The organism is Pseudomonas sp. Pseusp15 (assembly GCF_059492165.1).
The window spans coordinates 1,874,892-1,898,813 of sequence record NZ_CP168523.1; the positions used below are offsets into that span (position 1 = coordinate 1,874,892).

The following is a 23,922-nucleotide window of genomic DNA, read 5'->3' on the forward strand; positions in this document are numbered from 1 at the left end:
TCTGTAACGCTCGTGCATCAGCGCCTAACGTGGAGATACCGATTCGCGCCACGAGGCCGCCGCCATGACCGTTCGCCTGGATTACTACAGCGCATCGCCCAAGGCGATGAAAGCCATGATCGCCATGGAGGCCTTGACCCGTGATCTGAGCATCGAACCGGCGTTGCTGAACCTGATCAAGATCCGCGCCTCGCAGCTCAATGGCTGCGCCTTCTGCACTGACATGCACTCGGTGGACGCACGTCGTATCGGCGAGACCGATCGGCGGCTGTATGCAATCGTGGTCTGGCGCGACAGCGGCTTTTTCAGCCCTCGGGAGCGGGCGGCCCTGGCCTGGACCGAAGCGGTGACCCTGCTCGCGCAAAGCCATGTGCCGGACGATGTTTATGCACTGGCCCGGGAGCAGTTCGGTGAAGGGGAATTGGTCGACCTGACGATGGCCATCAGCGCCATCAACAGCTGGAATCGCCTGGCGGTGAGTTTTCGGCAAACCCCCGGCGGTTGATTATTGGTTTGGTTTTTGCCTGCTTGTCACATCAGGTTCATGAGCGATCAGCAGGATGAATCGCTCAAGGACAGATCGACAGGGAGTCATCAATGTCATTCATGGAATCCGCCGGGCGTCAGGGCGTGGCCGAGTACCATTCGCCCGTAGAACACAGTAACTCCTTACACTCACGGATAGCCGGAATCGATCCGGTGTTGCTGCAGTCTTTCAGGGTCAGCGCCCGCTGTGGCTGTTTCATGCAGGCGGCCCGCAGTCTCAATATCAAGTCGACCCAGTTGCGTAAACAATTGGCGCAACTTGAAACACAACTGCAGCGCTCGTTGTTCTGCCATTCGGGCAATGGCTTTGCCCTCAGTCGTGACGGGTTGCAGCTTCAGGCGCAGTTGATGGCCTTGGCCCGTGAACGCGACTTGCCGGTGATCGAACAGCCCTTGATTCGCCTGGCCGTGGCCGAGTCGATCCTGCACGACATCCTCGGTCGCGACCTGGTCTCGCTGCTGCGGCGCAACGCCAGTGTGCGCCTGGACATCATTTCCCTCGACAGCGAGTTGTCCCTGCGGGCGATCAGCGCCGATGTGGTGGTGTGGCTGGCGGGCACCGATTCGCCATCGCCCGGCCCCAGTTTCGCCATCAGCGAGCCCCAGCGTCTGGCACGGCTGGACTATCTGCCGCACATTGCCAAACGTTACTCGCGGGTCGCGGCCCGCCCGGACAGCCTGGGTGACCTGGCCGACTTCATGCTGGTGCAATGGCAGCACGACCGCCAGGTCGAGACCTTTGGGCCGTGGAACCGTCTGGTGGAGCAGCGCCTGGCGGGGGTGGTGCAGTTGCATTCCTATGAGTTGATGCTGGAGATGATCCGTTGCAGCGCTTGCATCGGTTTGTTGCCGCACTACATGAGCCGATTCGATCGAGGGCTGCTGGCGTTGCCCGGGCTGTTCAACCAACCGATGCAGCGCCAGGTGTGGATGGCGGTCAATGCCGACTCCCGAAATGAGGCCGAGGTGCAGGGAGTTGTCGAGCTGATCCGCAATACCTTCAACGAGCGGCGGGAGTGGTTTGAGCAGCTCGACTGATCTTCCGACAAGCCCCCTCGCCACATGGGTTTGCGCCGTTATAGAGTAAGCGGCCATGTACGCATCAAGGACGAAACATTCATGCCCGCCGACTCCGTCATTACCCTCGAACGCTTCAACGAATCCCACATCGAGGGCGTCACCGCCCTCTACAACGACCCGGCTGTGGCCCGTCAGGTGCTGCAGATGCCGTTTCAGTCCACCGAGGTCTGGCGCCAACGCCTGATGGCCGACAACGAACGGGCGGTGAAACTGGTGGCGCTGCACCAGGGAACGGTCATCGGCAACATCGGTCTGGAACAGTTTTCGCGAGTTCGCCGCAGCCACGCCGGCAGCTTCGGCATGGGTGTCGCCGTGGCTTGGCAAGGCAAGGGTGTCGGTTCGAAGCTGCTGGCGGCGGCGCTCGATGTCGCCGACAACTGGATGAACCTGCAACGGGTCGAACTCTCGGTGTACGCCGACAACGAAGCGGCCATCGGCCTGTACCGAAAATTTGGCTTCGAGACCGAAGGCCTGTTCCGCGACTATGCCGTGCGTGACGGTCGCTTGGTCGATACCCTGAGCATGGCGCGCTTGCGTCGCACGCCCAAGGAAGGTTGAGTCAGTCGCCCAACGCAAACGCCACCGCCGCCTGCGCATGCAGTTCGGTGGTGTCGAACAAGGGCAGGGCGCTGTGCTCGGATTTGATCAGCAGGCCGATCTCGGTACAGCCGAGGATGATCGCCTGGGCGCCGCGTTCGGTCAGCGCTTCGATCACCCGTTGATAGGTTTGGCGCGACGCCTCGCTGATGACCCCGACGCACAACTCGTCATAGATGATCCGGTGTACCGCCTGACGTTCTTCGGCCTCCGGCACCAGCACCGTCAGGCCCTTGGCCGTCAGACGCGCCTTGAGAAAGTCCTGCTCCATGGTGAATGCAGTACCGAGCAGGCCCACCCGCAGCGCACCGGCGTCCAGCGCCGCCTGAGCGGCCGGGTCGGCAATGTGCAGGAACGGAATATCAATCGCAGACTGAATCTGCCCGGCCACCTTGTGCATGGTGTTGGTACACAGCACCACGCAGTCAGCGCCGCCAGCCTCCAGGCGTCGCGCGGCATCCACCAGAATCGCCGCCGCATCGTCCCAGCGCCCGGCATGCTGGGCCTGTTCGACAGGGCCGAAGTCGACGCTGTACATTAGCAATTTCGCCGAACGCAACGGCCCGAGGCGGTCGCGTACCTGCTGGTTGATAAGACGGTAATACTCGGCGCTGGACTCCCAGCTCATGCCGCCGATAAGGCCGATAGTGCGCATGTCGTGCTCCTGTGAATGGCAAATCCTTGGGGAGAGTGTCCAGTGGATCCTTGTTCCGATCTATCAGGAAATTTCACATGCCCGGTGTGCTGAGCGAGAACCTGTTGGGCGGCAGACTCTGCCTGCAACTTTTGCCCCGTGCGCCGTACAGCGCGCGGGATCCGGCGCAGTCACAAACCCTCGGGGTGACGCTTGAACGTCAGCAGGGCGTGCATGCGATCGATTCTGACCGGCGGACGGATTTCGATACCTGGCCGGGCGTATTGGCGTACACGCCGGTCGGCGTGGAGGTGTTTTCCGAATCGGCCAGCGGTGGCGAGTATCTGCTGATGCGGCTGGACGAACAGTTCGCCAGCGAACAATTACCCAGTGTCGCCCACCGTGTGCAGTCTTGCGGCAATCGACGTGCGCTGACCATCGCACGTGAGATTCGTCGTCAGTTGCTCGCCACGCAGCCCGACCTGCTGGCGCTTGAGCAATGTGCCGTGGCGCTGGTTGGCGTCGCGGGTTCGATAACCGATACAACGCAGCGTGCCACGCCCAAGGCCTTTGCCCGAGTCATGGAACAGATCGTCGAGCAGTTCCAGCACCCCCTGACGCTGGAACAATTGGCTGTCACCTATGGGCACAACGAACTGCGCTTTCTGCGCGATTTCACCCAGGCTATTGGCCTGACGCCTCACGCCTACCTCATTGAAGTGCGGCTTCAGGCCGCACGCAGGCTGATCGAGCGCACGGCTCTGCCCTTGGCCAGCATCGCTCTGGATGTCGGCTTCGCCCATCAGTCCCACATGGGCAGTGCCTTTCGCAAATACCTGGCCATGACCCCCAGCCAGTACCGCTCGCGCTTTTAGTCGTACGCCGGCAGCGCGCATCTGCCATGCTCAAAGTCCGCAGCACCGCTTCAACCAAAGGAACACCGCAATGGACGACGTACAGCAACTGGGCGAGATGCTTCGCCACTACGCAGAAAGCGAAGCGCACAAGAAGCAACTGTTTGAAGCGCAATCGGCCGTGTGGGCGACGCGCATCGGGGAGTTGTTCGATCAGATCCAGCAGTGGCTGGCACCGGTCCTGGCACCGAACCTGCTGGAAGTGAGCCGCGAGGCGTATGTCGCATCCGGGCCGAGTGTGCCGGTGGAGACGTCGACGTTCAAGACCGAGAAACTGAGCGTCGTTATCGCCGGCAAACCGGTGGAGTTTGTGCCGGACGTGATGGGCGTTGGTGGGCAGATTTCCCTTGCCGTGATGGGGTTGACCGCGGCGCGCTATGGCAGTATTTCGCTGGTGTGCCTGCCACCGTCCAGCGCCTGGCAATGGCGCAAGACCAACGGCCTGAAAGACCCGGACACGTTTGCCTTCGATGCAAACTTTTTGGCGCAGCAACTGCAGAGCCTGATTCCCCGCGAGCGCAACTGACGCGATGATCGTTCCCATGCTCCGCGTGGGAATGCAGCCGGGACGCTCTGCGTCCCATTGGAACGCGGAGCGTCCGTTGAGGCATTCCCACGCAGAGCGTGGGAACGATCAGCAACGATCATCAAACTTCTAGGTTGCCCCAGCCAGGTTTCAACTCTTGCGGCGCTACCGCTTTCACTGTCTTGCCGGTAGCCAATTCCACCCGCCGCGCCACCTCGGGGTCATCGGCAAACGGAATCAGGCTGGCATCGTCCAGGCTCTCGGTCGTCTGCTGTTTCAAGCAGTATTCGATCGCCAGCCAAAGCCCCAGCACGCCCAATAGATTCAATGCCATTTCGATCATGTCAGGCTCCTTGCCTCAGGCATACTGCGCTTCAAGTTCGGCCATCTTCACATCCGCAACCCGCACCGTACGCCACACGTTATACGCCATCAGCAGCATGCCGCTGAGGAAGAACACCCCGCCGACAAACCGCACGATGAAGCCCGGATGACTGGCCTGCAACGCCTCGACGAACGAGTAGGTCAGCGTGCCGTCGTCGTTGATTGCGCGCCACATCAAGCCCTGGGTGATGCCGTTGACCCACATCGAGGCGATGTACAGCACGGTGCCGATGGTCGCCAGCCAGAAGTGCAGGTTGATCAGCGGCACGCTGTGCATTTGCGTGCGGCCGAAGACTTTCGGAACCATGTGATAGATCGCGCCGAAGGTGATCATCGCCACCCAACCGAGGGCGCCGGCGTGCACGTGGCCGATGGTCCAGTCGGTGTAGTGGGAGAGGGCATTGACCGTCTTGATCGCCATCATCGGCCCTTCGAAAGTCGACATGCCGTAGAAGGCCAGGGACAGCACGAGGAAGCGCAGGATCGGGTCGGTACGCAACTTATGCCAGGCCCCCGACAGCGTCATCATGCCGTTGATCATGCCGCCCCAGCTCGGCGCCAGCAGAATCAGCGACATCGCCATGCCCAGGGACTGCGCCCAGTCCGGCAGTGCGGTGTAGTGCAGGTGGTGGGGACCGGCCCAGATGTACAGGGTGATCAGCGCCCAGAAGTGCACGATCGACAAGCGATAGGAATACACCGGCCGACCCACCTGTTTCGGCACGAAGTAATACATCATCCCGAGGAACCCGGTGGTGAGGAAAAAGCCCACCGCGTTGTGCCCGTACCACCACTGCACCATGGCGTCGGTGGCCCCGGAGTACACCGGATACGACTTGAACCAGTCCACCGGAATCGACAGGTGATTGACCACGTGCAGCATGGCGATCACCACGATGAACGCGCCGAAGAACCAGTTGCCGACGTAGATATGCTTGGTCTTGCGGCGCACCACGGTGGTGAAGAACACGATGGCATAGGCGAGCCAGACCACCGTCATCCACACCGCGCCGGAGAACTCGATCTCGGCGTATTCCTTGGTGGTCGTGTAGCCCAGCGGCAGGCTGATCAGCATCACCACGATCACCGATTGCCAGCCCCAGAAGGTGAATGCAGCGAGTTTGTCCGAGAACAGCCGAACCTGGCAGGTGCGCTGCACGGCGTAGTAACTGGCGGCGAATTGCGCACTGCCGGCAAAGCCGAAAATCACCAGGCTGGTGTGCAGCGGGCGCAAGCGGCCGAAGGTGGTCCACGGCAGGTCGAGGTTCATCTCGGGCCATACCAGTTGCGAGGCGATCCATACCCCCATCGCCATCCCGACGACGCCCCATACCACGGTTGCCACGACGAATTGGCGGACGACCTTGTAGTTATAGGCCAGTCCGATTGTTGCTGTGCTCATGGTCAGTTCTTCCACGGTTGCAAAGTCTTGCCAGGCCACCCGGTCTGGCATGCGATGAACTGTAGAAACCCTGCCGGAAACAAAACAGTCTCAGGAAACTTTCATTTATACGGATCAGATACGGGGCACGCCTGCGGCCATCAGTCGCGTCCTGATACGGTTTTTTAGTGTTTAGCTGAATCTGTAACGTGCTGTGCCGCAGGTTCATAGTCGCTACCTCGAGAGCGAGCCGCAGAGCCCGATCAATCCTGATGAGGTAGCCACATGTATCAATACGATGACTATGACCGGGCCCTGGTGTTCGAGCGTGTTGCGCAGTTTCGCGATCAGGTCGAACGTTTCATGGCCGGCGAATTGAGCGAAGAAGAGTTCCTGCCCCTGCGTTTGCAGAATGGCCTGTATATGCAAAAACACGCCTACATGCTGCGCGTGGCGATTCCTTACGGCACCCTCGGCGCACAGCAGATGCGCACCCTGGCGAGCATTGCCCGGGACTACGATCGTGGTTACGGCCACTTCACCACCCGGCAAAACATGCAGTTCAACTGGATCGAACTGGCCCAGGTCCCGGACATCCTCGAACGCCTGGCCCAAGTGGAAATGCACGCGATCCAGACCTCCGGCAACTGCGTGCGCAACATCACCACCGAAGCCTTCGCCGGCGTTGCGGCGGACGAGCTGATGGACCCGCGTCCGCTGGCGGAGATCCTGCGGCAATGGTCGACCATCAACCCGGAATTCCTGTTCCTGCCGCGCAAGTTCAAGATCGCCATCTGTTCGGCGAAACAGGACCGCGCGGCGATCATGATGCATGACATCGGTCTTTATCTTTATTGCGACGACAGCGGGCAAATGCTCTTGCGGGTGATCGTTGGCGGCGGGTTGGGGCGTACGCCGATTCTCGGTCTGCAGATTCGCGAAGGCTTGCCGTGGCAGCATTTGCTGTCTTATGTCGAGGCGGTGCTGCGGGTCTACAACCGCCACGGACGGCGCGATAACAAGTACAAGGCGCGGATCAAGATTCTGGTCAAGGCCCTGGGGATCGAAGCGTTCGCCAAGGAAGTGGAGGAGGAGTGGCAACACCTCAAGGACGGCCCGGCGCAGTTGACCGACGTCGAGTATGAGCGTGTCGCCAGCGCCTTTGTGCCACCCGATTACCGTTCACTGGCCGGCACCGACCTGGACTTCGGCACGCGCCTGGCCGAGCACCCGGCGTTCGCCCGTTGGGTGGCGCGCAACGTTCAGCCGCACAAGGTGCCGGGTTACGCCAGTGTGGTGCTGTCGACCAAGCCGGGTATCGCCGCGCCGCCGGGGGATGTCACGGCCGAGCAAATGGAAGCGGTGGCGCAATGGTCCGAGCAGTTCGGTTTCGGCGAAATCCGCATCGCCCATGAACAGAACATCGTCCTGCCGGACGTGCCCAAGGCAGACCTTTACGCGCTGTGGTGCCTGGCCTGCGAGCAAGGCCTGGGGAGTGCCAACATCGGCTTGCTGACTGACATCATCGCTTGCCCTGGCGGCGACTTCTGCGCCCTGGCCAACGCCAAGTCGATCCCCATCGCGCAAGCGATTCAGGCACGTTTCGACGATCTGGACTACCTGCATGACCTGGGCGACATCAGCCTGAACATCTCCGGCTGCATGAACGCCTGCGGCCATCACCACATCGGCAACATCGGCATCCTTGGCGTCGACAAGAACGGCAGCGAGTGGTACCAGATCACCCTCGGCGGCGCCCAGGGCAAGGACAGCGCGTTGGGCAAGGTCATCGGCCCGTCCTTCAGTGCCGCCGAAGTGCCCGATGTGATTGAACGGATCATCGGCACGTTCGTGCGCTACCGCGAGAGCGAAGAACTGTTCGTCGATACCCTGGCGCGCATCGGTCTGGAGCCATTCAAGGAACGGGTTTATCCAAAGGTGCTGGAGGTGTCGGCATGAACAATCTGCTGCGTTTGCGAGAGGGCGGTGCCGAGTGGGTGCGCGATGACCCGTGGCAGTTGATTCGTGAAACGACCGGTGAACCGCCGGCCGGGCCGCTGATCCTGCCGTTACCCCAGTGGCTGGCCCTTAACGCCGACACCACAACCGCGCTCGAAGGTGTCTGGCTCGGTCCTGACGACGAAGTGACAAATCTGATTCCGTGGTTCCCCGACCTGCCGCTGATTGCCCTGGACTTCCCGAGTTTTCGCGACGGACGTGCCTACAGCCAGGCCTATCTGTTGCGCACGCGATTCGGATGGCAAGGCGAATTGCGCGCGATTGGCGATGTGCTGCGCGATCAACTCAGCCACATGCGCCAATGCGGTTTCGACAGCTTTGCCGTGCGTGAAGACAAGTCTGCCGAAGATGCGCTGAAGGGACTGGCGGGGATGAGCGTGTTGTATGGGCGTTCGGTGATCGAGCCGCGGCCGTTGTTTCGGCGGCGGTAGGGCATCGAAATCTTTTGCTTGGGCCAATGATGGCATTTTGATAGAGTCCGCGTCTCATAAGGAGTTGGTGAAGAAAGGAGTCTGGTTTGGGCGCGGGCAAGAAGATTTTAGGGTTGATAGCGCTGTTGCTGATGGCGGCCCTGTGGGGCAGTTATTTTTATGTGTTCAAAGAGAACCGTAACGGCCAGCTCGGGGATGCGTTCGACAGCTACGCCTGGTGCGGCACGCCGCCGGCCAGCGATAGCGGCGGGCAGGGCAAGGATCAACTGTCGCTGCGCATCACCAACAACGTTCGCGGCGAGTTCATGCTCTCGGGGGCGGTTGTCGTTTCCGAGCGAACCTTTGATCGCTACGACCTGGGCCGCAACGAACTGCGGCTGCGCATGGAGCCGCTACAGTGGTCCTACGGCGTTGCGCCGATTTTCATGGAACAGGTCAAGATCAAACCCCTGAGCCGTAACCTGTCTTCGGTCAACAAAAGTGTCTACGCCGAACTTGAGTCCCGGCCCATCGACGTCCAGGGGCGTGCGACCGACTTTCCGTTCGACACCTACCGCTACGGTTACAAACCGGTGTTGTACTACCTCAAGGGTAACGAGCGCGTCGACCTGCGCTTCAAAAACGTCACCACCAGCATGCAGATGTCCAACACCTTTACGCCGATCCAGAAGTACAACCGTGTCGAGTACATCAACGAGAAAAATTCGCTGATCAGCGAGCAGGACTACAAGCCCTACGGCGCCAACGAATGCGCGTTCAGCGTCGAGCGCAAGGGCTCGTTCAAGGTGATTGTGTTGCTGTTGTTGCTGGTGATGTGCCTGCCGCTGCTGCACGTGTTCTATCGCGACGAGCCGGGTATCGACTTTCTCGCGACGCTGGTGAGTATTGGCGCGATCCGGGTGTTCCTGGTGGGGCCGTTGAACGATTTCCAGTTGTACACCATCGACTTCCTGTTCGGCGCGGTGATCATCCTGGTGGGCACGGTATCGTTGATCAAGGCGATGCGGGCCAATAGCCGGCGGGAGTTGGCAGCGAAAAGCGGGTCTTCGTGGTGATTGCCGCGACCGTGGCGAGAGCTGAAAATTGTGATTTTCGATACAAAAACGCCGGGCATTAGCTATACCTGTAACTCTCGTAGGCAATACCGTTGCCGTCCTTCTGACAGGAGTTAAAGCATGAAGCTTGCGTTAATGATGAGCACACTGTGCATCGCCTCTCTCGGGGTGGCGGGTTGCGCCAGCAAAGTCGTCGAGCCAGACCAGTACTCCGGCTTTCTCAAGGACTACAGCCAGCTCAAGGAAGCCAAGTCGCCATCGGGCGCCGTGGTGATGCGCTGGGTCGATCCCAAGCTCAACGTCAACAAATACACCAGTGCCTACATCGAGCCGACTCAGCTCTATCCCAAACCGCAACCGACAGCGAAAATCCCTCAGACCACGTTGAACGGCATCACCAGCTACTACGATCAAGCGCTCAAGCGCGAACTGGGTAAATCCCTGCCACTGGCCAGCGGCCCCGGCCCAGGCGTGATCGTGGTACGTGCGGCGATCACCGCCGTCAGCAGCAAGACCGAAAGCCTCAAGCCATATGAAGTGATCCCGATCGCCCTGGTGGCAGCGGCCGTCACCACCGCCAGCGGTGCTCGCGATCAGCAAACCGATCTGGCCACCGAAGCGGTGTTTCTCGACGGCGGCACCAACAAAGTCATCGCCCAGGTGGTGCGCAAGGGCACCGGCAAACCGCTGGAAAACGAAGCTCAGGTGATGAAAGCCGATGACGTGAAAAACGTGATCGATGGCTGGGCTTCGGACATGAATCAGTCGTTTGTAAAATTCAAGTCCAAGTAACGCGGGTTTATTGTTCGCGCAAGATCGTTCCCAGGCATGGGAACGATCAATCCCCTTGGCTATTCCCCCGGGATGTCGGCCGGTATGACAGTGAGCGCAACCGGCGCCGCATGACTTTGCATTGTCTGGGCACCGACACCACAACTTGCGAAAAGCGCCATCAGGCTGAATCCCGCAACGCGAAGCAAACCTTTCATAGACGTTTCCTCATTTTCCGAAGATGACATTCGGTCTGGCCTGCATGAAGGCTTTTTTTACTCTAGCAGGTGGTTGTCGCGTCAACGGGTTTGCTTGTTGAATTGAAGGTCCATTCGCGGGCAAGCCGCGCTCCCACAGGTATTGAATGAGCCTTGGCTGATTTGCCAACCACAATCTCCTGTGGGCATGGGCTTGCTCGCGAAGAAGGATTGTCAGTCAACATCACTGTTGAATGCTGAGTCGCGCGTAGGTGTGCTTCAGTGCTTCTTCGCCTGTGCCCGCACGCGCTCTTCCTGTTCACGCAGTTCCGGGGTGAACTCTGCACCGAAATCTTCGGCCTCGAACACCTGGCGAATCTCGATCTCGGCCTCTGTACCCGGCATCGGATTGGGGCAGCGCTTGACCCACTCGATCGCTTCCTCTTTCGACTTCACCTGCCACAGCCAGTAGCCGGCGATCAGCTCTTTGGTTTCGGCGAACGGGCCGTCGATCACTGTGCGTTTATCTCCCGAGAAGCGCACACGGGCACCTTTACTGCTGGGCTGCAGGCCATCGCAGTCGATGAGGATGCCGGCCTTGGCCAGTTCCTCGTTGTAATTGCCCATTGCGGTCATCAGTTCTTCGCTGGGCATCACGCCGGCCTCGGAATCGGGGCTGGCTTTTACAATGATCATGAATCGCATGGTCTTGTCTCCGTTGAAGTTGAGTGATTCATTGCATAGTCGAATGGGCGTGACTTGAATCGACAACGCACCTAAACAAAAATTGTCCTTTTCGTTTTAGTCGATGTTGTAGGGAACAGATGTATTTTCGACATCCTCCTCGCGATCAAATATTCCTGTGAGACCCATCCAACGACCAACGGAAGGTGCCCTCCAGTTCCGCTTCAGGCACTGGATGTTCAACATGATCCCGTCGAACTGGACGGTGGTGATCCGGGAGGTCGGCGATACGCATTTCATCGATGAAATGCTCAAGGGGCCGTTGCGTGCCTTTCGTCATGAGCATCGGGTGGCGGCGGGAGAGGGCGGTACGCTGTACACCGACCGCGTGACCTATGCGGCGATTGGCGGTGCCTTGACTGAAGGGCTGCTGGTGAATGCCTGCATGCGGCGGATTTTCGCGGCGCGGCACCGCAATATGCTGCAGTTACTTGGGTAGTGCACGTGCATCCAGCCCTGTGGAATTGCAGGTTTGCCTCTCCCGCCACTCATGACAATTTGTGTTTTTGCATAGGTCCCCGGCTCATTTCGTGGTTAACTTCGGCCTCGTCAAAATTCTCTACATCAACGTTCAGAAGGACTCCGTTCATGGCTCAAGTCACTCTTAAAGGCAACCCGGTTCAAGTCAACGGCCAACTGCCACAAGCCGGTTCCCAGGCGCCAGCCTTTTCCCTGGTTGCCGGCAATCTGTCCGACGTGACCCTGGCGAGCTTCGCCGGCAAGCGTAAAGTGTTGAACATCTTCCCAAGCGTCGACACCCCGACCTGCGCCACCTCCGTGCGCAAGTTCAATGCCCAGGCCAATGACGTGGCCAACACCGTGGTGCTGTGCATCTCGGCTGACCTGCCGTTCGCCCAAGCCCGCTTCTGCGGCGCCGAAGGCCTGGAAAACGTACAGAACCTGTCGACCCTGCGCGGTGCCGAGTTCAAGGAAAACTACGGCGTGGCCATCGCCGATGGTCCACTCAAAGGCCTGACCGCCCGTGCCGTCGTGGTTCTGGACGAAAACGACAAGGTCCTGCACAGCGAACTGGTCAAGGAAATCGCTGAAGAACCGAACTACGACGCAGCGCTCGCCGTTCTGAAGTAAGCAAAGTTTTACAATTGTTAACGGCCTGGCCCTGTCCAGGCCGTTTTCATTTGTGTCCTAACTTCCTGTTACGTAAGCCAAAGGTAAATTGCCGGTAAAGGCGCTTTGCTTAATACCCGCCAGTGCTTATCGTTCAGCCTCCCGTAGAAAAAAGCGCACGCGCCCAATGGTTGATCATTCCATGCAATCCTCCGCTTCCCGCAATCCTCGTCGCTGGCTGTTCGGCCTGCTTGTCCTGTTGGTCATCGTCGGCCTGTGCTGGAAGTTCTGGCCCGCTGGCAGCAGCCCGAAGGAGGGCGCAGGGCAGAAAGCCGTTGCCGGGCATACCGGTCGGTCGGGGGGGATGCGTCCGGGATTCGGCGGGGCGACGGGACCGGTTCCGGTGCGCGTGGCGCCGGTGGTCAAAGGCGATTTTCCGCTGTATTACAAGGCGCTGGGCACGGTCACGGCGCTGAACACCATCAATGTGCGCAGCCGCGTCGGTGGCGAACTGGTCAAGGTCTATTTCGAAGAAGGGCAGATGGTCAAGGCGGGTGACCTGCTGGCCGAGATCGATCCACGTCCTTATCAGAATGCCTTGCTCCAGGCCGAAGGCACCTTGCTGCAGAATCAGGCGCAATTGAAAAACGCCCAGGTCGACGTCGAGCGTTATCGTGGCCTGTACCGCGAAGACAGTATCGCCAAGCAAACCCTGGACACCGCCGAAGCGCTGGTCGCCCAGTATCAGGGTACGGTCAAGACCAATCAGGCGGCGGTCAACGACGCCAAGCTCAATCTGGAATTCACCAAGATCCGCGCTCCGATCACCGGGCGTGTGGGTCTGCGGCAGCTGGACGTCGGCAACCTTGTGGCGGCCAACGACACCACGGCGCTGGTGATCATCACCCAGACCCAACCGATCAGCGTGGCCTTTACCTTGCCGGAAAACAGCCTGGACACCGTGCTGACCCGCTATCGCACCGGCGCCAAGCTGCCCGCCGAAGCCTGGGACCGCGGCGACACCCAATTGCAGGCCACCGGCGTGTTGCAGAGCCTCGATAACCAGATCGACGTCACCACCGGCACCCTGAAATTCAAGGCCCGCTACGAGAACCGCGATCAAGCGCTGTTCCCCAATCAGTTCGTCAACGTGCACCTGCTGGCCGATACCCTTAAAGATGTGGTGCTTGCACCCTCGGCGGCGATCCAGTTCGGCACCAACGGCACATTCGTCTATGCGCTGGACGGCGACAAGAAGGTCACCATCCGCCAGTTGAAAGTCGGCGCCAGTGACGGGGAAAACACCGTGATCACTGAAGGCCTGGCCATCGGTGATCGGGTGGTGCTGGAAGGCACCGACCGCCTGAAGGACGGCAGTGAAGTGGAGGTGGTCAACGACAGCAAGGATGTACCGACCACTCCGACCGAACATCTGCAAGGCAAATCGGCGGCGACCCCAGGCGAGCCGGCGGCCACCGACAAGGCGAAAAAGGGCGGCGCATGAACATCTCGCGGCTGTTCATCCTTCGCCCGGTCGCCACGACCCTGAGCATGCTGGCCATTATTCTGGCCGGGGTGATCGCTTATCGGCTGCTGCCGGTGTCGGCATTGCCTCAGGTCGATTACCCGACCATCCGCGTCATGACGCTCTATCCCGGCGCCAGCCCGGATGTCATGACCAGTGCCGTGACTGCGCCGCTGGAACGTCAGTTCGGCCAGATGCCCGGCCTGACCCAGATGGCCTCGACCAGTTCCGGTGGTGCCTCGGTGCTGACCCTGCGGTTCAGCCTCGACATCAACATGGACGTCGCCGAGCAGCAAGTGCAGGCCGCGATCAACGCCGCGACCAATTTGCTGCCCAAGGATTTGCCAGCGCCGCCGGTGTACAACAAGGTCAACCCGGCGGATACCCCGGTGCTGACCCTGGCCATCACCTCCAAAACCATGCTGCTGCCCAAGCTCAATGACTTGGTCGACACCCGTATGGCACAGAAAATCGCCCAGATCAGCGGCGTCGGCATGGTCACTATTGCCGGCGGTCAGCGTCAGGCGGTGCGGATCAAGGTCAACCCCGAGGCCCTGGCGGCCAACGGCCTGAACCTGTCGGACGTGCGCACCTTGATCGGTGCCTCCAACGTCAACCAGCCCAAGGGCAACTTCGACGGCCCGACCCGGGTGTCGATGCTCGACGCCAACGACCAGCTGACGTCGCCCAAGGACTACGCCAACCTGATTCTGGCCTATAAAAACGGCGCGCCGTTGCGGCTCAAGGACGTGGCGGAAATTGTCGATGGCGCCGAGAACGAACGCCTGGCGGCATGGGCCAATGAAAACCAGGCCGTGCTGCTGAACATCCAGCGTCAGCCCGGCGCCAATGTCATCGAGGTGGTCGACCGGATCAAGGCCTTGCTGCCGAGCATCACCGACAACCTGCCGGCCGGCCTCGACGTCACGGTGCTCACCGATCGCACACAAACCATCCGCGCCTCGGTCACCGACGTGCAACACGAACTGCTGATCGCCATCGCCCTGGTGGTGATGGTCACGTTCCTGTTCCTGCGGCGAGCCAGTGCCACGATCATTCCGTCGGTGGCGGTGCCGCTGTCGTTGATCGGCACCTTCGGCGTGATGTACCTCGCCGGGTTTTCGGTCAACAACCTGACCCTGATGGCGCTGACTATCGCCACCGGTTTCGTGGTGGACGATGCAATCGTCATGCTGGAGAACATTTCCCGCTTCATCGAAGAGGGCGACAGCCCGCTGCAAGCGGCGCTCAAGGGCGCCAAGCAGATCGGCTTTACCCTGATTTCCCTGACCCTGTCGTTGATCGCGGTGCTGATTCCGCTGCTGTTCATGGCCGACGTGGTGGGGCGCTTGTTCCGCGAGTTCGCGATCACGTTGGCGGTGGCGATCCTGATTTCGCTGGTAGTGTCCCTGACCCTGACGCCGATGATGTGCGCGCGGTTGCTCAAGCGTGAGCCCAAGGAAAAAGATCAGGGCTGGTTCTACCGCTCCAGTGGCGCGACCATCGACTGGATGATCGCCGCCTACGGGCGCAAGTTGCAGTGGGTGCTCAAGCATCAACCAGCGACTTTGCTGGTGGCCATCGGCACGCTGGCATTGACCGTGTTCCTGTACATGGTGGTGCCCAAGGGTTTCTTCCCGGTGCAGGACACCGGGGTGATCCAGGGGATTTCCGAGGCGCCACAGTCGATTTCCTTCGCGGCGATGAGCGCGCGCCAGCAGGAATTGGCCAAGGTGATCCTGGCTGACCCTGCGGTCGAAAGCCTGTCGTCCTATATTGGCGTCGACGGTGATAACTCGACGCTCAACAGCGGCCGGTTACTGATCAACCTCAAGTCCCACAGCCACCGCAACCTGAGCGCCACCCAAGTCATTGCCCGCTTGCAACCGGAGCTGGACAAGCTGGTTGGCATTCGCCTGTTCATGCAGCCGGTGCAGGACCTGACCATCGAAGATCGGGTCAGCCGTACGCAGTACCAGTTCAGCATGTCGTCGCCGGATGCCGAGTTGCTTGGCTTGTGGAGCGGGCGTCTGGTCGAAGCCCTGGCGCAACGGCCGGAACTGACCGATGTCGCCAGCGATTTGCAGGACAAGGGTTTGCAGGTTTATCTGGTGATCGACCGCGATGCGGCGTCGCGGGTTGGCGTATCGGTATCGAACATCACCGACGCGCTCTACGACGCCTTCGGCCAGCGGCAGATTTCCACCATTTACACCCAGGCCAGCCAGTACCGCGTGGTGCTGCAATCGCAGTCCGGCGAGAAGATCGGCCCCGATGCGCTGAACCAGATTCACGTCAAGACCACCGATGGCGGGCAAGTGCGCCTGTCCAGCCTGGCGCATGTCGAGGAGCGTCAGGCGCAACTGGCGATCACCCACATCGGCCAGTTCCCGGCGGTGATGATGTCGTTCAACCTGACGCCCGGCGTGGCGTTGGGGCATGCGGTGCAGATCATCGATCAGGTGCAGAAAGACATCGGCATGCCGATTGGCGTGCAGACCCAGTTCCAGGGCGCGGCCGAAGCGTTCCAGGCGTCGCTGTCGAGCACCTTGCTGCTGATTCTGGCGGCGGTGGTGACCATGTACATCGTGCTCGGCGTGCTCTACGAGAGCTACATTCACCCGATCACCATCCTCTCGACCTTGCCCTCGGCGGCGGTCGGCGCCTTGCTGGCGCTGCTGTTGAGCGGTAATGACCTGGGGATGATCGCGATCATCGGCATCATCTTGCTGATCGGTATCGTGAAAAAGAACGCGATCATGATGATCGACTTCGCCCTCGAGGCTGAACGTAATCAGGGCATGGACCCGCAGGCTGCGATCTATCAGGCGGCTCTGTTGCGTTTCCGGCCGATTCTGATGACCACCCTGGCGGCATTGTTCGGCGCGGTGCCACTGATGCTCGCCACCGGTTCCGGCGCGGAGTTGCGCCAGCCTCTGGGTCTGGTGATGGTCGGTGGCTTGTTGGTGAGTCAGGTACTGACGCTGTTCACCACACCCGTTATCTACTTGTACTTCGACCGCCTCGGGCGGCGCTGGGGCCGTAAGACCCAGTCCGTGGACCCGGTAGAGCAGCCATGAACCTGTCCGGACCTTTCATCAAGCGCCCGGTCGCGACGATGTTGCTGAGCCTGGCGATCATGCTGCTGGGCGGCGTGAGCTTCGGCCTGTTGCCGGTATCGCCACTGCCGCAGATGGATTTTCCGGTGATCGTGGTCCAGGCGAGCCTGCCTGGTGCGAGCCCGGAGGTCATGGCCTCAACCGTGGCCACGCCGCTGGAGCGTTCCTTCGGCACCATCGCCGGGGTCAACACCATGAGCAGCCGTTCCAGCCAGGGCTCGACCCGGGTGATTCTGCAGTTCGACCTGGACCGCGACATCAACGGCGCGGCGCGGGAAGTGCAGGCGGCGATCAACGCCTCGCGCAACCTGCTGCCCAGCGGAATGCGCAGCATGCCGACTTACAAGAAGGTCAACCCATCGCAAGCGCCGATCATGGTGCTGTCGCTGACCTCGGATGTGTTGGAAAAAGGCCAGCTCTACGATTTGGCCTCGACCATTCTGTCCCAGAGCCTGTCTCAGGTGCAGGGCGTAGGTGAAGTGCAGATCGGCGGCAGTTCGTTGCCGGCGGTGCGCATCGAGCTCGAACCCCAGGCGCTCAACCAGTACGGCGTGGCACTGGACGATGTGCGCACCACCATCGCCAACGCCAACGTGCGCCGGCCCAAGGGCTCGGTCGAAGACGGCCAGCGGCTGTGGCAGGTCCAGGCCAACGATCAACTGGAAAAGGCCAAGGATTACGAGTCGCTGATCATTCACTACGCAGACGGCGCAGCCCTGCGATTGAAGGATGTGGCCAAGGTCAGCGACAGCGTCGAGGACCGCTACAACAGCGGGTTCTTCAACGATGACGCGGCAGTCTTGTTGGTGATCAACCGCCAGGCCGGCGCCAACATCATCGAGACGGTCAACGAGATCAAGGCGCAGTTGCCGGCATTGCAGGCGGTGCTGCCGGCCAGCGTCAAGCTGAACCTGGCGATGGACCGTTCGCCGGTGATCAAGGCCACCCTGCACGAAGCGGAAATGACCCTGTTGATTGCCGTGGCGCTGGTGATTCTGGTGGTGTTCCTGTTCCTCGGTAACTTTCGCGCCTCTTTGATTCCGACCCTGGCGGTGCCGGTGTCACTGGTGGGCACGTTTGCCGTGATGTACCTCTACGGCTTCTCCCTGAACAACCTGTCGCTGATGGCGCTGATTCTGGCCACCGGGCTGGTGGTGGACGATGCCATCGTGGTGCTGGAGAACATTTCCCGGCACATCGACAAGGGCGTACCGCCGATGAAGGCCGCGTACCTCGGGGCGCAGGAGGTCGGCTTCACGCTGCTATCGATGAACGTCTCGCTGGTGGCGGTGTTCCTGTCGATCCTGTTCATGGGCGGGATCATCGAAAGCCTGTTCCGCGAGTTTTCCATCACCCTGGCGGCGGCCATCGTGGTGTCGCTGCTGGTGTCGCTGACGCTGACGCCAATGCTTTGTGCGCGCTGGCTCAAGCCGCATACGCCGGGGCAGGAAAACCGTTTGCAACGCTGGAGCCAGCGGGCCAATGAGTGGATGGTCGGCAAATACGCCACCAGCCTCGACTGGGTGCTGCGTCATCGCCGACTGACCTTGCTCAGTCTGTTCGTGACGATTGGCGTAAACATTGCGCTGTATGTTGTTGTTCCCAAAACCTTTCTTCCCCAGCAAGACACCGGCCAGCTGATCGGTTTCGTGCGTGGCGATAATGGCCTGTCGTTCAGCGTGATGCAGCCGAAGATGGAAACCTTCCGCCGCGCCGTGCTCAAGGACGACGCGGTGCAAAGCGTTGCAGGGTTCATCGGTGGCAACAATGGCACCAATAACGCGTTCATGCTGGTGCGGCTCAAGCCGATCAAGGAACGCAATCTGTCCGCGCAGAAAGTCATCGAGCGTTTGCGCAAGGAAATGCCCAAAGTGCCCGGTGCGCAACTGATGCTGATGGCCGACCAGGACCTGCAATTCGGCGGCGGTCGCGAGCAGACCACCTCGCAGTATTCCTACATCCTGCAAAGTGGCGATCTCGGTGCGTTACGCGAGTGGTATCCGAAAGTCGTTGCCGCCTTCAAGGCCCTGCCTGAGCTGACGGCGATTGACGCCCGTGAAGGCCGTGGCGCCCAGCAAGTGACGCTGATCGTCGATCGCGATCAGGCCAAGCGGCTGGGCGTGGACATGAACATGGTCACGGCGGTGCTGAACAACGCCTATAGCCAGCGGCAGATTTCGACGATCTACGACAGCCTCAACCAGTATCAGGTGGTGATGGAGGTCAATCCGAAATACGCCCAGGACCCGGTCACCCTGAACCAGGTCAAAGTGATCACTGCCGACGGCGCGCGAATTCCGTTGTCGACCATCGCCCACTATGAGAGCAGCCTGGAAAACGATCGGGTCAGCCACGAAGGCCAGTTCGCTTCGGAAAGCATCGCCTTCGACATGGCCGAAGGGGTGACGGTGGAGCAGGGCTCGGCGGCCATCGAGCGGGCGATTGCCAAACTCGGCCTGCCGGAAGACGTGATCGCGAAAATGGCCGGCACCGCCGATGCCTTCGCCGCCGCACAGAAGAGCCAGCCGTGGATGATTCTCGGCGCGCTGGTCGCGGTGTATCTGGTGCTGGGTGTGCTGTATGAAAGCTACATTCATCCGCTGACCATTCTTTCGACCTTGCCATCGGCCGGGGTCGGCGCGCTGCTGTCGATCTATGTGCTGGGCGGTGAGTTCAGCCTGATCTCCTTGTTGGGACTGTTCCTGTTGATTGGTGTAGTGAAGAAAAACGCCATTCTGATGATCGACCTGGCGCTGCAACTGGAACGGCACCAAGGCCTGGAGCCGCTGGAATCGATCCGCAGCGCCTGCCTGCAACGGCTGCGACCGATTCTGATGACCACCCTGGCGGCGATCCTCGGTGCCTTGCCGCTGCTGCTGAGCCGCGCCGAAGGGGCGGAAATGCGTCAGCCGCTGGGCCTGACCATCATCGGCGGGCTGGTCTTCAGCCAGGTGCTGACCCTTTACACCACCCCGGTGGTTTACCTCTATCTCGACAAACTGCGCCATCGTTTCAACCGCTGGCGTGGGGTGCGTACCGATGCTGCTCTGGAAACTCCGCTATGACTGACCGTTCGCTTCTCAACCTGGCTGCACCGCTGATCACGGCCCGAGGCTCGCGTTTGCTGAGCCTGTCGCTGTGCGTGGCAATGCTCAGTGCCTGCGCCATCGGCCCGGATTACCAGCGCCCGCAAGCCGCCGCACCTGCGCAGTACAAAGAGGCGGCCGGCTGGCGTCAGGCCAACCCCAGCGATTCGTTGGCGCGTGGTGCCTGGTGGGAGCTGTATGGCGATCAGCAGCTCAACGGCCTGATCGAAAAGCTCAACAGCGCCAATCAGACCGTTGCCCAGTCCGAGGCCCAGTACCGTCAGGCCCAGGCCTTGGTGCGCAGTGCCCGTGGGGCGTTTTTTCCGACGGTGGACCTGACCGTCAGCAAGAACCGCTCCAGCCAGGGCACCGGCAGCAGCAGTTCGAGCCTGAGCAGTTCGTCCAGCGGTATCCGTGACACTTACTCGGCACAGGCCGGGGTCAGTTGGGAAGCCGATATCTGGGGCAAATTGCGTCGAGGCCTGGAAGCCGACACGGCCAACGCCCAGGCGAGTTTTGCCGACCTGGCGGCGATGCGCCTGAGCCAGCAATCGGAGCTGGTGCAGAACTACCTGCAATTGCGGGTGATCGATGAGCAGAAACGCCTGCTGGAAGCGACAGTCGAGGCCTATCAGCGCTCGCTGAAAATGACCGAAAACCAGTACCGCGCCGGAGTTTCCGGCAAGGATGCGGTGGCCCAGGCCACCACTCAGCTCAAAACCACCCAGGCGGAGATGGTCGACCTGATCTGGCAGCGCGCGCAGTTCGAGAACGCCATCGCCGTGCTGATCGGCCTGCCACCGGCCGAATTCAGCCTGGCCGAAACCCCAGACATCCCGGCGCTTCCCCAGGTGCCGCTGAGCTTGCCTTCGCAGCTGCTGGAACGGCGCCCGGACATCGCCTCCGCCGAACGCTCGGTGATGGCCGCCAACGCCAACATCGGCGTGGCGAAGGCGGCCTACTACCCGGACCTGACCCTGAGCATGAACGGCGGCTATAGCAGTAGCACTTACGCCAACTGGATCAGCTTGCCGAACCGTTTCTGGTCGGTCGGCCCACAACTGGCCATGACCCTGTTCGACGGTGGTCAGCGCTCGGCGGAAGTCGATCGCAGTGAAGCGGCCTACGACGAGACTGTCGCCAAATACCGCCAGACCGTGCTCGATGGTTTTCGCGAGGTAGAAAATTACCTGGTGCAGCTCAAGGTGCTGGAAGACGAAGCGGTCGTGCGCCAGGAAGCTCTGGATGCGGCGCGCGAGTCTCTTCGCTTGACCCGGAATCAGTACAAGGCCGGGTTGATTGCCTATCTGGATGTGGTGGTGGTTCAGGCTACGGCGTTGAACAACGAACGCAACGCGCTGAGCCTGTTGCAGAGCCGGCTGATTGCCAGCGTGCAGTTGATTGCCGCGCTGGGCGGTGGGTGGGACGGGCAGCTTCAGGTGAGTGACAAGCAATAACCCCATCCCTGTGGCGAGGGAGCTTGCTCCCGCTCGGCTGCGAAGCAGTCGCAAACCGATTGATGCGTTTTGACTGAATGTACGCGTGAGCATCTTTGGGACGGCTTCGCCGTCCAGCGGGAGCAAGCGCCCTCGCCACAATCATCTTGATGGCCTTTTGATTACTTTGTGAGTGCGTTCGTCCGCGGAATCAGTACAATCGCCGGCTTTGCTCCCCGAGAACAAACACAGTATGGCGGGGGCTGTTGCGAGAAATCCCATGCTCATTGGTAGTTATTCCCTTACGCTGGTTTTCATATCGCTGTGCGTGGCGATACTGGCCTCTTATACCGCGCTTGACCTCACCGGACGCATCGCCACGGCTAAGGGCCGAGCGGTGCATTTATGGACGGCGGGCGGCGCTTTTGCGATGGGCATCGGCGTGTGGTCGATGCATTTCATCGGCATGCTTGCGTTCACATTGCCGATCGACCTGGGCTACGACACCACCCTCACGGCACTGTCGCTGTTGATCGCGGTGCTGTCTTGCGGCTTTGCCCTTTGGCTGGTCAGTCAGCCACGGCTCCCGGCCTGGCAACTGGCGTTCGGCGCGCTGGTCATGGGCGCGGGTATCAGCGCCATGCATTACACCGGCATGGCCGCCATGCGCATGCAGCCGGGAATCGATTACGACCCGACTCTGTTTGGCGCGTCGTTGCTGATTGCCGTCGGCGCGTCGGGCGCGGCGTTATGGATCGCTTTCCGCCTGCGCCAGCACACGCCGCATGTTCGCCTGTTCCGTGCGGGTGCTGCAGTCATCATGGGCATTGCCATCGTCGGCATGCACTACACCGGCATGGCCGCGGCGCGCTTTGCCGCCGGCAGTTTCTGTGGTGCGGCGGTCAGCGGCTTGAACGGCAAGGGGCTGGACAGCCTGGTGCTGATCACCACCTTGGCGATATTGAGCATCGCCTTGCTGACGTCGATCCTCGATGCCCGCCTGGAGGCTCGCACCGCGGACCTCGCCCACTCGCTGACCGTGGCCAACCGTGAACTCACTCAACTGGCCTTGCACGACACCCTGACCGGTTTGCCCAACCGCATGTTGCTGGCCGACCGTATCGATCAGGCCATATCGAAAGTGCAGGAGCAGGGCAGCTGTTTTGCGTTGATGTTCATTGATCTGGACGGCTTCAAACCGGTCAACGATGCGTTCGGCCATCACATGGGCGACCAGCTGTTGCGTGAAGTTGCACTGCGCCTGCGCGAAGACCTGCGTAGCCAGGACACCCTGGCGCGGATCGGCGGCGACGAGTTCGTGTTGCTGGTGCGCCTGAACGAGCCAAACGATGCGCTGAGCCTGGCGGAGCGTCAGGTCGGGTTGATTGCGCGCTCGTTCCGGGTCGCCGAACATGACTTGCAGATTTCCGCCAGTGTCGGTATCGCGCTCTATCCGGGCAACGGTCAGACGGCCGATGAGTTGCTGATGAACGCCGATGCCGCGATGTACCACGCCAAAGGCGCCGGGAAAAACGGTCATCGCTTCTTCGACGCCTCGATGAACAGCAACGCGCGCAAACAGCTGCAATTGCTCCAGGACTTGCGCAGTGCCGTCGATCAGCAACAGTTCAAGCTTTATTACCAGCCCAAATTCGACGCCGGTCATGGCCGGCCAGTGGGCGCCGAGGCGTTGCTGCGCTGGGAGCATCCGACCCTGGGCCTGCTGCAGCCGGACACGTTCATTGACCTTGCGGAGAAGACCGGGCTGATCATTCCGATTGGCGAGTGGGTGCTCAACGAGGCCTGCCGGCAGATGCGCGAGTGGTACGTGCTCGGTTACACCGATTGGCGTATCGCGGTGAACCTCTCGGCCTTGCAATTCTGCCACGCGGGGCTGGTGCAGAGCGTTGCCAAAGCCCTGGCCACCCATCATCTGCCGGCCAACAGCCTGACCCTGGAAATCACCGAAACCACCGCCATGAGCGACGCCGATGCGAGCATGACGGTGTTGCAGGAGCTGTCGGAAATGGGCGTCGACCTGTCCATCGATGACTTCGGTACCGGCTATTCGAGCTTGATGTACCTCAAGCGCCTGCCGGCCAATGAACTGAAGATCGACCGGGGTTTCGTCCGCGATCTGGAGCACGACAGCGACGACGCGGCCATTGTCTCGGCCATCGTCGCCCTCGGCCAGGCGCTGGGCCTGCGGATCGTCGCCGAAGGGGTGGAAACCGGCGTCCAGCAAGACTTCCTGACCCAGCTGGGCTGCGACTCGTTGCAGGGCTACCTGCTCGGGCATCCGCTGCCGGCCGATCGCTTCATGGTCGACATACACCGCGGGGAGCAATCGGCTACCGGCTGACGGACCCCTGAGATGATGGGGGAATGCCTGTGGCGAGGGAGCTTGCT

Annotated in this window: 19 protein-coding genes and 1 pseudogene; 16 read left to right on the forward strand and 4 right to left on the reverse strand. The window is 60.9% G+C overall.

The window, feature by feature from the left end; genetic code table 11:
• The first annotated feature begins 64 nt into the window (after positions 1-64).
• The 3 genes from ACEN8R_RS08530 (at position 65) to ACEN8R_RS08540 (ending at position 2,184) form a co-directional block, all read left to right on the forward strand.
• Positions 65-505: a carboxymuconolactone decarboxylase family protein gene (locus tag ACEN8R_RS08530; RefSeq protein ID WP_018926156.1), complete on the forward strand. Its 441-nt coding sequence runs from the start codon at positions 65-67 to the stop codon at positions 503-505.
• A gap of 92 nt (positions 506-597) precedes the next feature.
• Positions 598-1,584: a LysR family transcriptional regulator gene (locus ACEN8R_RS08535; RefSeq protein ID WP_026286425.1), complete on the forward strand. Its 987-nt coding sequence runs from the start codon at positions 598-600 to the stop codon at positions 1,582-1,584.
• A gap of 81 nt (positions 1,585-1,665) precedes the next feature.
• Positions 1,666-2,184, forward strand: coding sequence for a GNAT family N-acetyltransferase (locus ACEN8R_RS08540; protein ID WP_018926154.1), 519 nt, complete (start codon positions 1,666-1,668; stop codon positions 2,182-2,184).
• Position 2,185: 1 nt separating this feature from the next.
• On the opposite strand, the gene ACEN8R_RS08545 is transcribed toward ACEN8R_RS08540, so the two are convergent.
• On the reverse strand, positions 2,186-2,878 hold the full coding sequence (locus ACEN8R_RS08545) for an aspartate/glutamate racemase family protein (RefSeq protein WP_018926153.1): 693 nt from the start codon (positions 2,876-2,878) through the stop codon (positions 2,186-2,188).
• Between the two features lie 77 nt (positions 2,879-2,955).
• Between ACEN8R_RS08545 and ACEN8R_RS08550 the strand changes: the two genes are divergently transcribed.
• Both ACEN8R_RS08550 and ACEN8R_RS08555 read left to right on the forward strand, forming a co-directional pair.
• On the forward strand, positions 2,956-3,732 hold the full coding sequence (locus tag ACEN8R_RS08550; RefSeq protein ID WP_018926152.1) for a helix-turn-helix domain-containing protein: 777 nt from the start codon (positions 2,956-2,958) through the stop codon (positions 3,730-3,732).
• Between the two features lie 70 nt (positions 3,733-3,802).
• On the forward strand, positions 3,803-4,297 hold the full coding sequence (locus ACEN8R_RS08555; protein ID WP_064618184.1) for a hypothetical protein: 495 nt from the start codon (positions 3,803-3,805) through the stop codon (positions 4,295-4,297).
• A 121-nt stretch (positions 4,298-4,418) separates the two neighbouring features.
• Here the strand turns inward: ACEN8R_RS08555 and ACEN8R_RS08560 are convergent, their stop codons facing one another.
• A complete protein-coding gene (locus ACEN8R_RS08560) occupies positions 4,419-4,640 on the reverse strand; it encodes a hypothetical protein (RefSeq protein WP_018926150.1) in 222 nt (73 codons plus the stop codon).
• 15 nt (positions 4,641-4,655) lie between these two features.
• The gene (gene ccoN / locus ACEN8R_RS08565; protein ID WP_026286424.1) at positions 4,656-6,083 is read right to left on the reverse strand and encodes a cytochrome-c oxidase, cbb3-type subunit I; all 1,428 of its coding nucleotides are present in this window, start codon (positions 6,081-6,083) and stop codon (positions 4,656-4,658) included.
• Positions 6,084-6,347: 264 nt separating this feature from the next.
• Between ccoN and ACEN8R_RS08570 the strand changes: the two genes are divergently transcribed.
• From ACEN8R_RS08570 to ACEN8R_RS08585, 4 genes are all read left to right on the forward strand, one after another.
• Complete coding sequence (locus ACEN8R_RS08570; protein WP_495624758.1) at positions 6,348-8,021, forward strand: nitrite/sulfite reductase; 1,674 nt, start codon at positions 6,348-6,350, stop codon at positions 8,019-8,021.
• Positions 8,018-8,512, forward strand: a complete 495-nt coding sequence (locus ACEN8R_RS08575) for a DUF934 domain-containing protein (protein WP_018926147.1) — start codon at positions 8,018-8,020, stop codon at positions 8,510-8,512. Before ACEN8R_RS08570 ends, ACEN8R_RS08575 begins: the two co-directional genes overlap by 4 nt.
• Before the next feature lie 86 nt (positions 8,513-8,598).
• Positions 8,599-9,567, forward strand: a complete 969-nt coding sequence (locus tag ACEN8R_RS08580; protein WP_495624759.1) for a hypothetical protein — start codon at positions 8,599-8,601, stop codon at positions 9,565-9,567.
• Positions 9,568-9,687: 120 nt separating this feature from the next.
• A complete protein-coding gene (locus ACEN8R_RS08585) occupies positions 9,688-10,359 on the forward strand; it encodes a DUF3313 domain-containing protein (RefSeq protein ID WP_019650018.1) in 672 nt (223 codons plus the stop codon).
• A 455-nt stretch (positions 10,360-10,814) separates the two neighbouring features.
• Here ACEN8R_RS08585 and ACEN8R_RS08590 read toward each other — a convergent pair whose 3' ends face one another.
• The gene (locus ACEN8R_RS08590; protein WP_019579276.1) at positions 10,815-11,240 is read right to left on the reverse strand and encodes a YciI family protein; all 426 of its coding nucleotides are present in this window, start codon (positions 11,238-11,240) and stop codon (positions 10,815-10,817) included.
• Positions 11,241-11,421: 181 nt separating this feature from the next.
• On the opposite strand from ACEN8R_RS08590, the pseudogene ACEN8R_RS08595 reads away from it, so the two are divergent.
• The 7 genes and pseudogenes from ACEN8R_RS08595 to ACEN8R_RS08625 all read left to right on the forward strand — a co-directional run.
• Positions 11,422-11,718, forward strand: a pseudogene (locus ACEN8R_RS08595) (SRPBCC family protein); the annotation flags it as partial.
• Positions 11,719-11,867: 149 nt separating this feature from the next.
• Complete coding sequence (gene tpx / locus ACEN8R_RS08600; RefSeq protein WP_018926141.1) at positions 11,868-12,368, forward strand: thiol peroxidase; 501 nt, start codon at positions 11,868-11,870, stop codon at positions 12,366-12,368.
• Between the two features lie 166 nt (positions 12,369-12,534).
• Entirely contained in the window at positions 12,535-13,851 is a 1,317-nt protein-coding gene (locus ACEN8R_RS08605) for an MdtA/MuxA family multidrug efflux RND transporter periplasmic adaptor subunit (RefSeq protein WP_019020895.1), read from the forward strand.
• On the forward strand, positions 13,848-16,952 hold the full coding sequence (locus ACEN8R_RS08610) for an MdtB/MuxB family multidrug efflux RND transporter permease subunit (protein ID WP_018926139.1): 3,105 nt from the start codon (positions 13,848-13,850) through the stop codon (positions 16,950-16,952). The genes ACEN8R_RS08605 and ACEN8R_RS08610 overlap by 4 nt, the downstream gene beginning before the upstream one ends.
• On the forward strand, positions 16,949-20,056 hold the full coding sequence (locus tag ACEN8R_RS08615) for an efflux RND transporter permease subunit (protein ID WP_018926138.1): 3,108 nt from the start codon (positions 16,949-16,951) through the stop codon (positions 20,054-20,056). The genes ACEN8R_RS08610 and ACEN8R_RS08615 overlap by 4 nt, the downstream gene beginning before the upstream one ends.
• Entirely contained in the window at positions 20,053-21,534 is a 1,482-nt protein-coding gene (locus tag ACEN8R_RS08620; RefSeq protein WP_018926137.1) for an efflux transporter outer membrane subunit, read from the forward strand. The genes ACEN8R_RS08615 and ACEN8R_RS08620 overlap by 4 nt, the downstream gene beginning before the upstream one ends.
• 259 nt (positions 21,535-21,793) lie before the next feature.
• Positions 21,794-23,875, forward strand: coding sequence for a putative bifunctional diguanylate cyclase/phosphodiesterase (locus ACEN8R_RS08625; protein WP_026286423.1), 2,082 nt, complete (start codon positions 21,794-21,796; stop codon positions 23,873-23,875).
• Positions 23,876-23,922: the final 47 nt, after the last annotated feature.

Coding starts and splice junctions, on each gene's coding strand:
- ACEN8R_RS08530 (WP_018926156.1), top strand. CDS start 65: ATGACCGTTCGCCTGGATTACTACAGCGCATCGCCCAAGGCGATGAAA.
- ACEN8R_RS08535 (WP_026286425.1), top strand. CDS start 598: ATGTCATTCATGGAATCCGCCGGGCGTCAGGGCGTGGCCGAGTACCAT.
- ACEN8R_RS08540 (WP_018926154.1), top strand. CDS start 1,666: ATGCCCGCCGACTCCGTCATTACCCTCGAACGCTTCAACGAATCCCAC.
- ACEN8R_RS08545 (WP_018926153.1), bottom strand. CDS start 2,878: ATGCGCACTATCGGCCTTATCGGCGGCATGAGCTGGGAGTCCAGCGCC.
- ACEN8R_RS08550 (WP_018926152.1), top strand. CDS start 2,956: ATGCCCGGTGTGCTGAGCGAGAACCTGTTGGGCGGCAGACTCTGCCTG.
- ACEN8R_RS08555 (WP_064618184.1), top strand. CDS start 3,803: ATGGACGACGTACAGCAACTGGGCGAGATGCTTCGCCACTACGCAGAA.
- ACEN8R_RS08560 (WP_018926150.1), bottom strand. CDS start 4,640: ATGATCGAAATGGCATTGAATCTATTGGGCGTGCTGGGGCTTTGGCTG.
- ccoN (WP_026286424.1), bottom strand. CDS start 6,083: ATGAGCACAGCAACAATCGGACTGGCCTATAACTACAAGGTCGTCCGC.
- ACEN8R_RS08570 (WP_495624758.1), top strand. CDS start 6,348: ATGTATCAATACGATGACTATGACCGGGCCCTGGTGTTCGAGCGTGTT.
- ACEN8R_RS08575 (WP_018926147.1), top strand. CDS start 8,018: ATGAACAATCTGCTGCGTTTGCGAGAGGGCGGTGCCGAGTGGGTGCGC.
- ACEN8R_RS08585 (WP_019650018.1), top strand. CDS start 9,688: ATGAAGCTTGCGTTAATGATGAGCACACTGTGCATCGCCTCTCTCGGG.
- ACEN8R_RS08590 (WP_019579276.1), bottom strand. CDS start 11,240: ATGCGATTCATGATCATTGTAAAAGCCAGCCCCGATTCCGAGGCCGGC.
- tpx (WP_018926141.1), top strand. CDS start 11,868: ATGGCTCAAGTCACTCTTAAAGGCAACCCGGTTCAAGTCAACGGCCAA.
- ACEN8R_RS08605 (WP_019020895.1), top strand. CDS start 12,535: ATGGTTGATCATTCCATGCAATCCTCCGCTTCCCGCAATCCTCGTCGC.
- ACEN8R_RS08610 (WP_018926139.1), top strand. CDS start 13,848: ATGAACATCTCGCGGCTGTTCATCCTTCGCCCGGTCGCCACGACCCTG.
- ACEN8R_RS08615 (WP_018926138.1), top strand. CDS start 16,949: ATGAACCTGTCCGGACCTTTCATCAAGCGCCCGGTCGCGACGATGTTG.
- ACEN8R_RS08620 (WP_018926137.1), top strand. CDS start 20,053: ATGACTGACCGTTCGCTTCTCAACCTGGCTGCACCGCTGATCACGGCC.
- ACEN8R_RS08625 (WP_026286423.1), top strand. CDS start 21,794: ATGCTCATTGGTAGTTATTCCCTTACGCTGGTTTTCATATCGCTGTGC.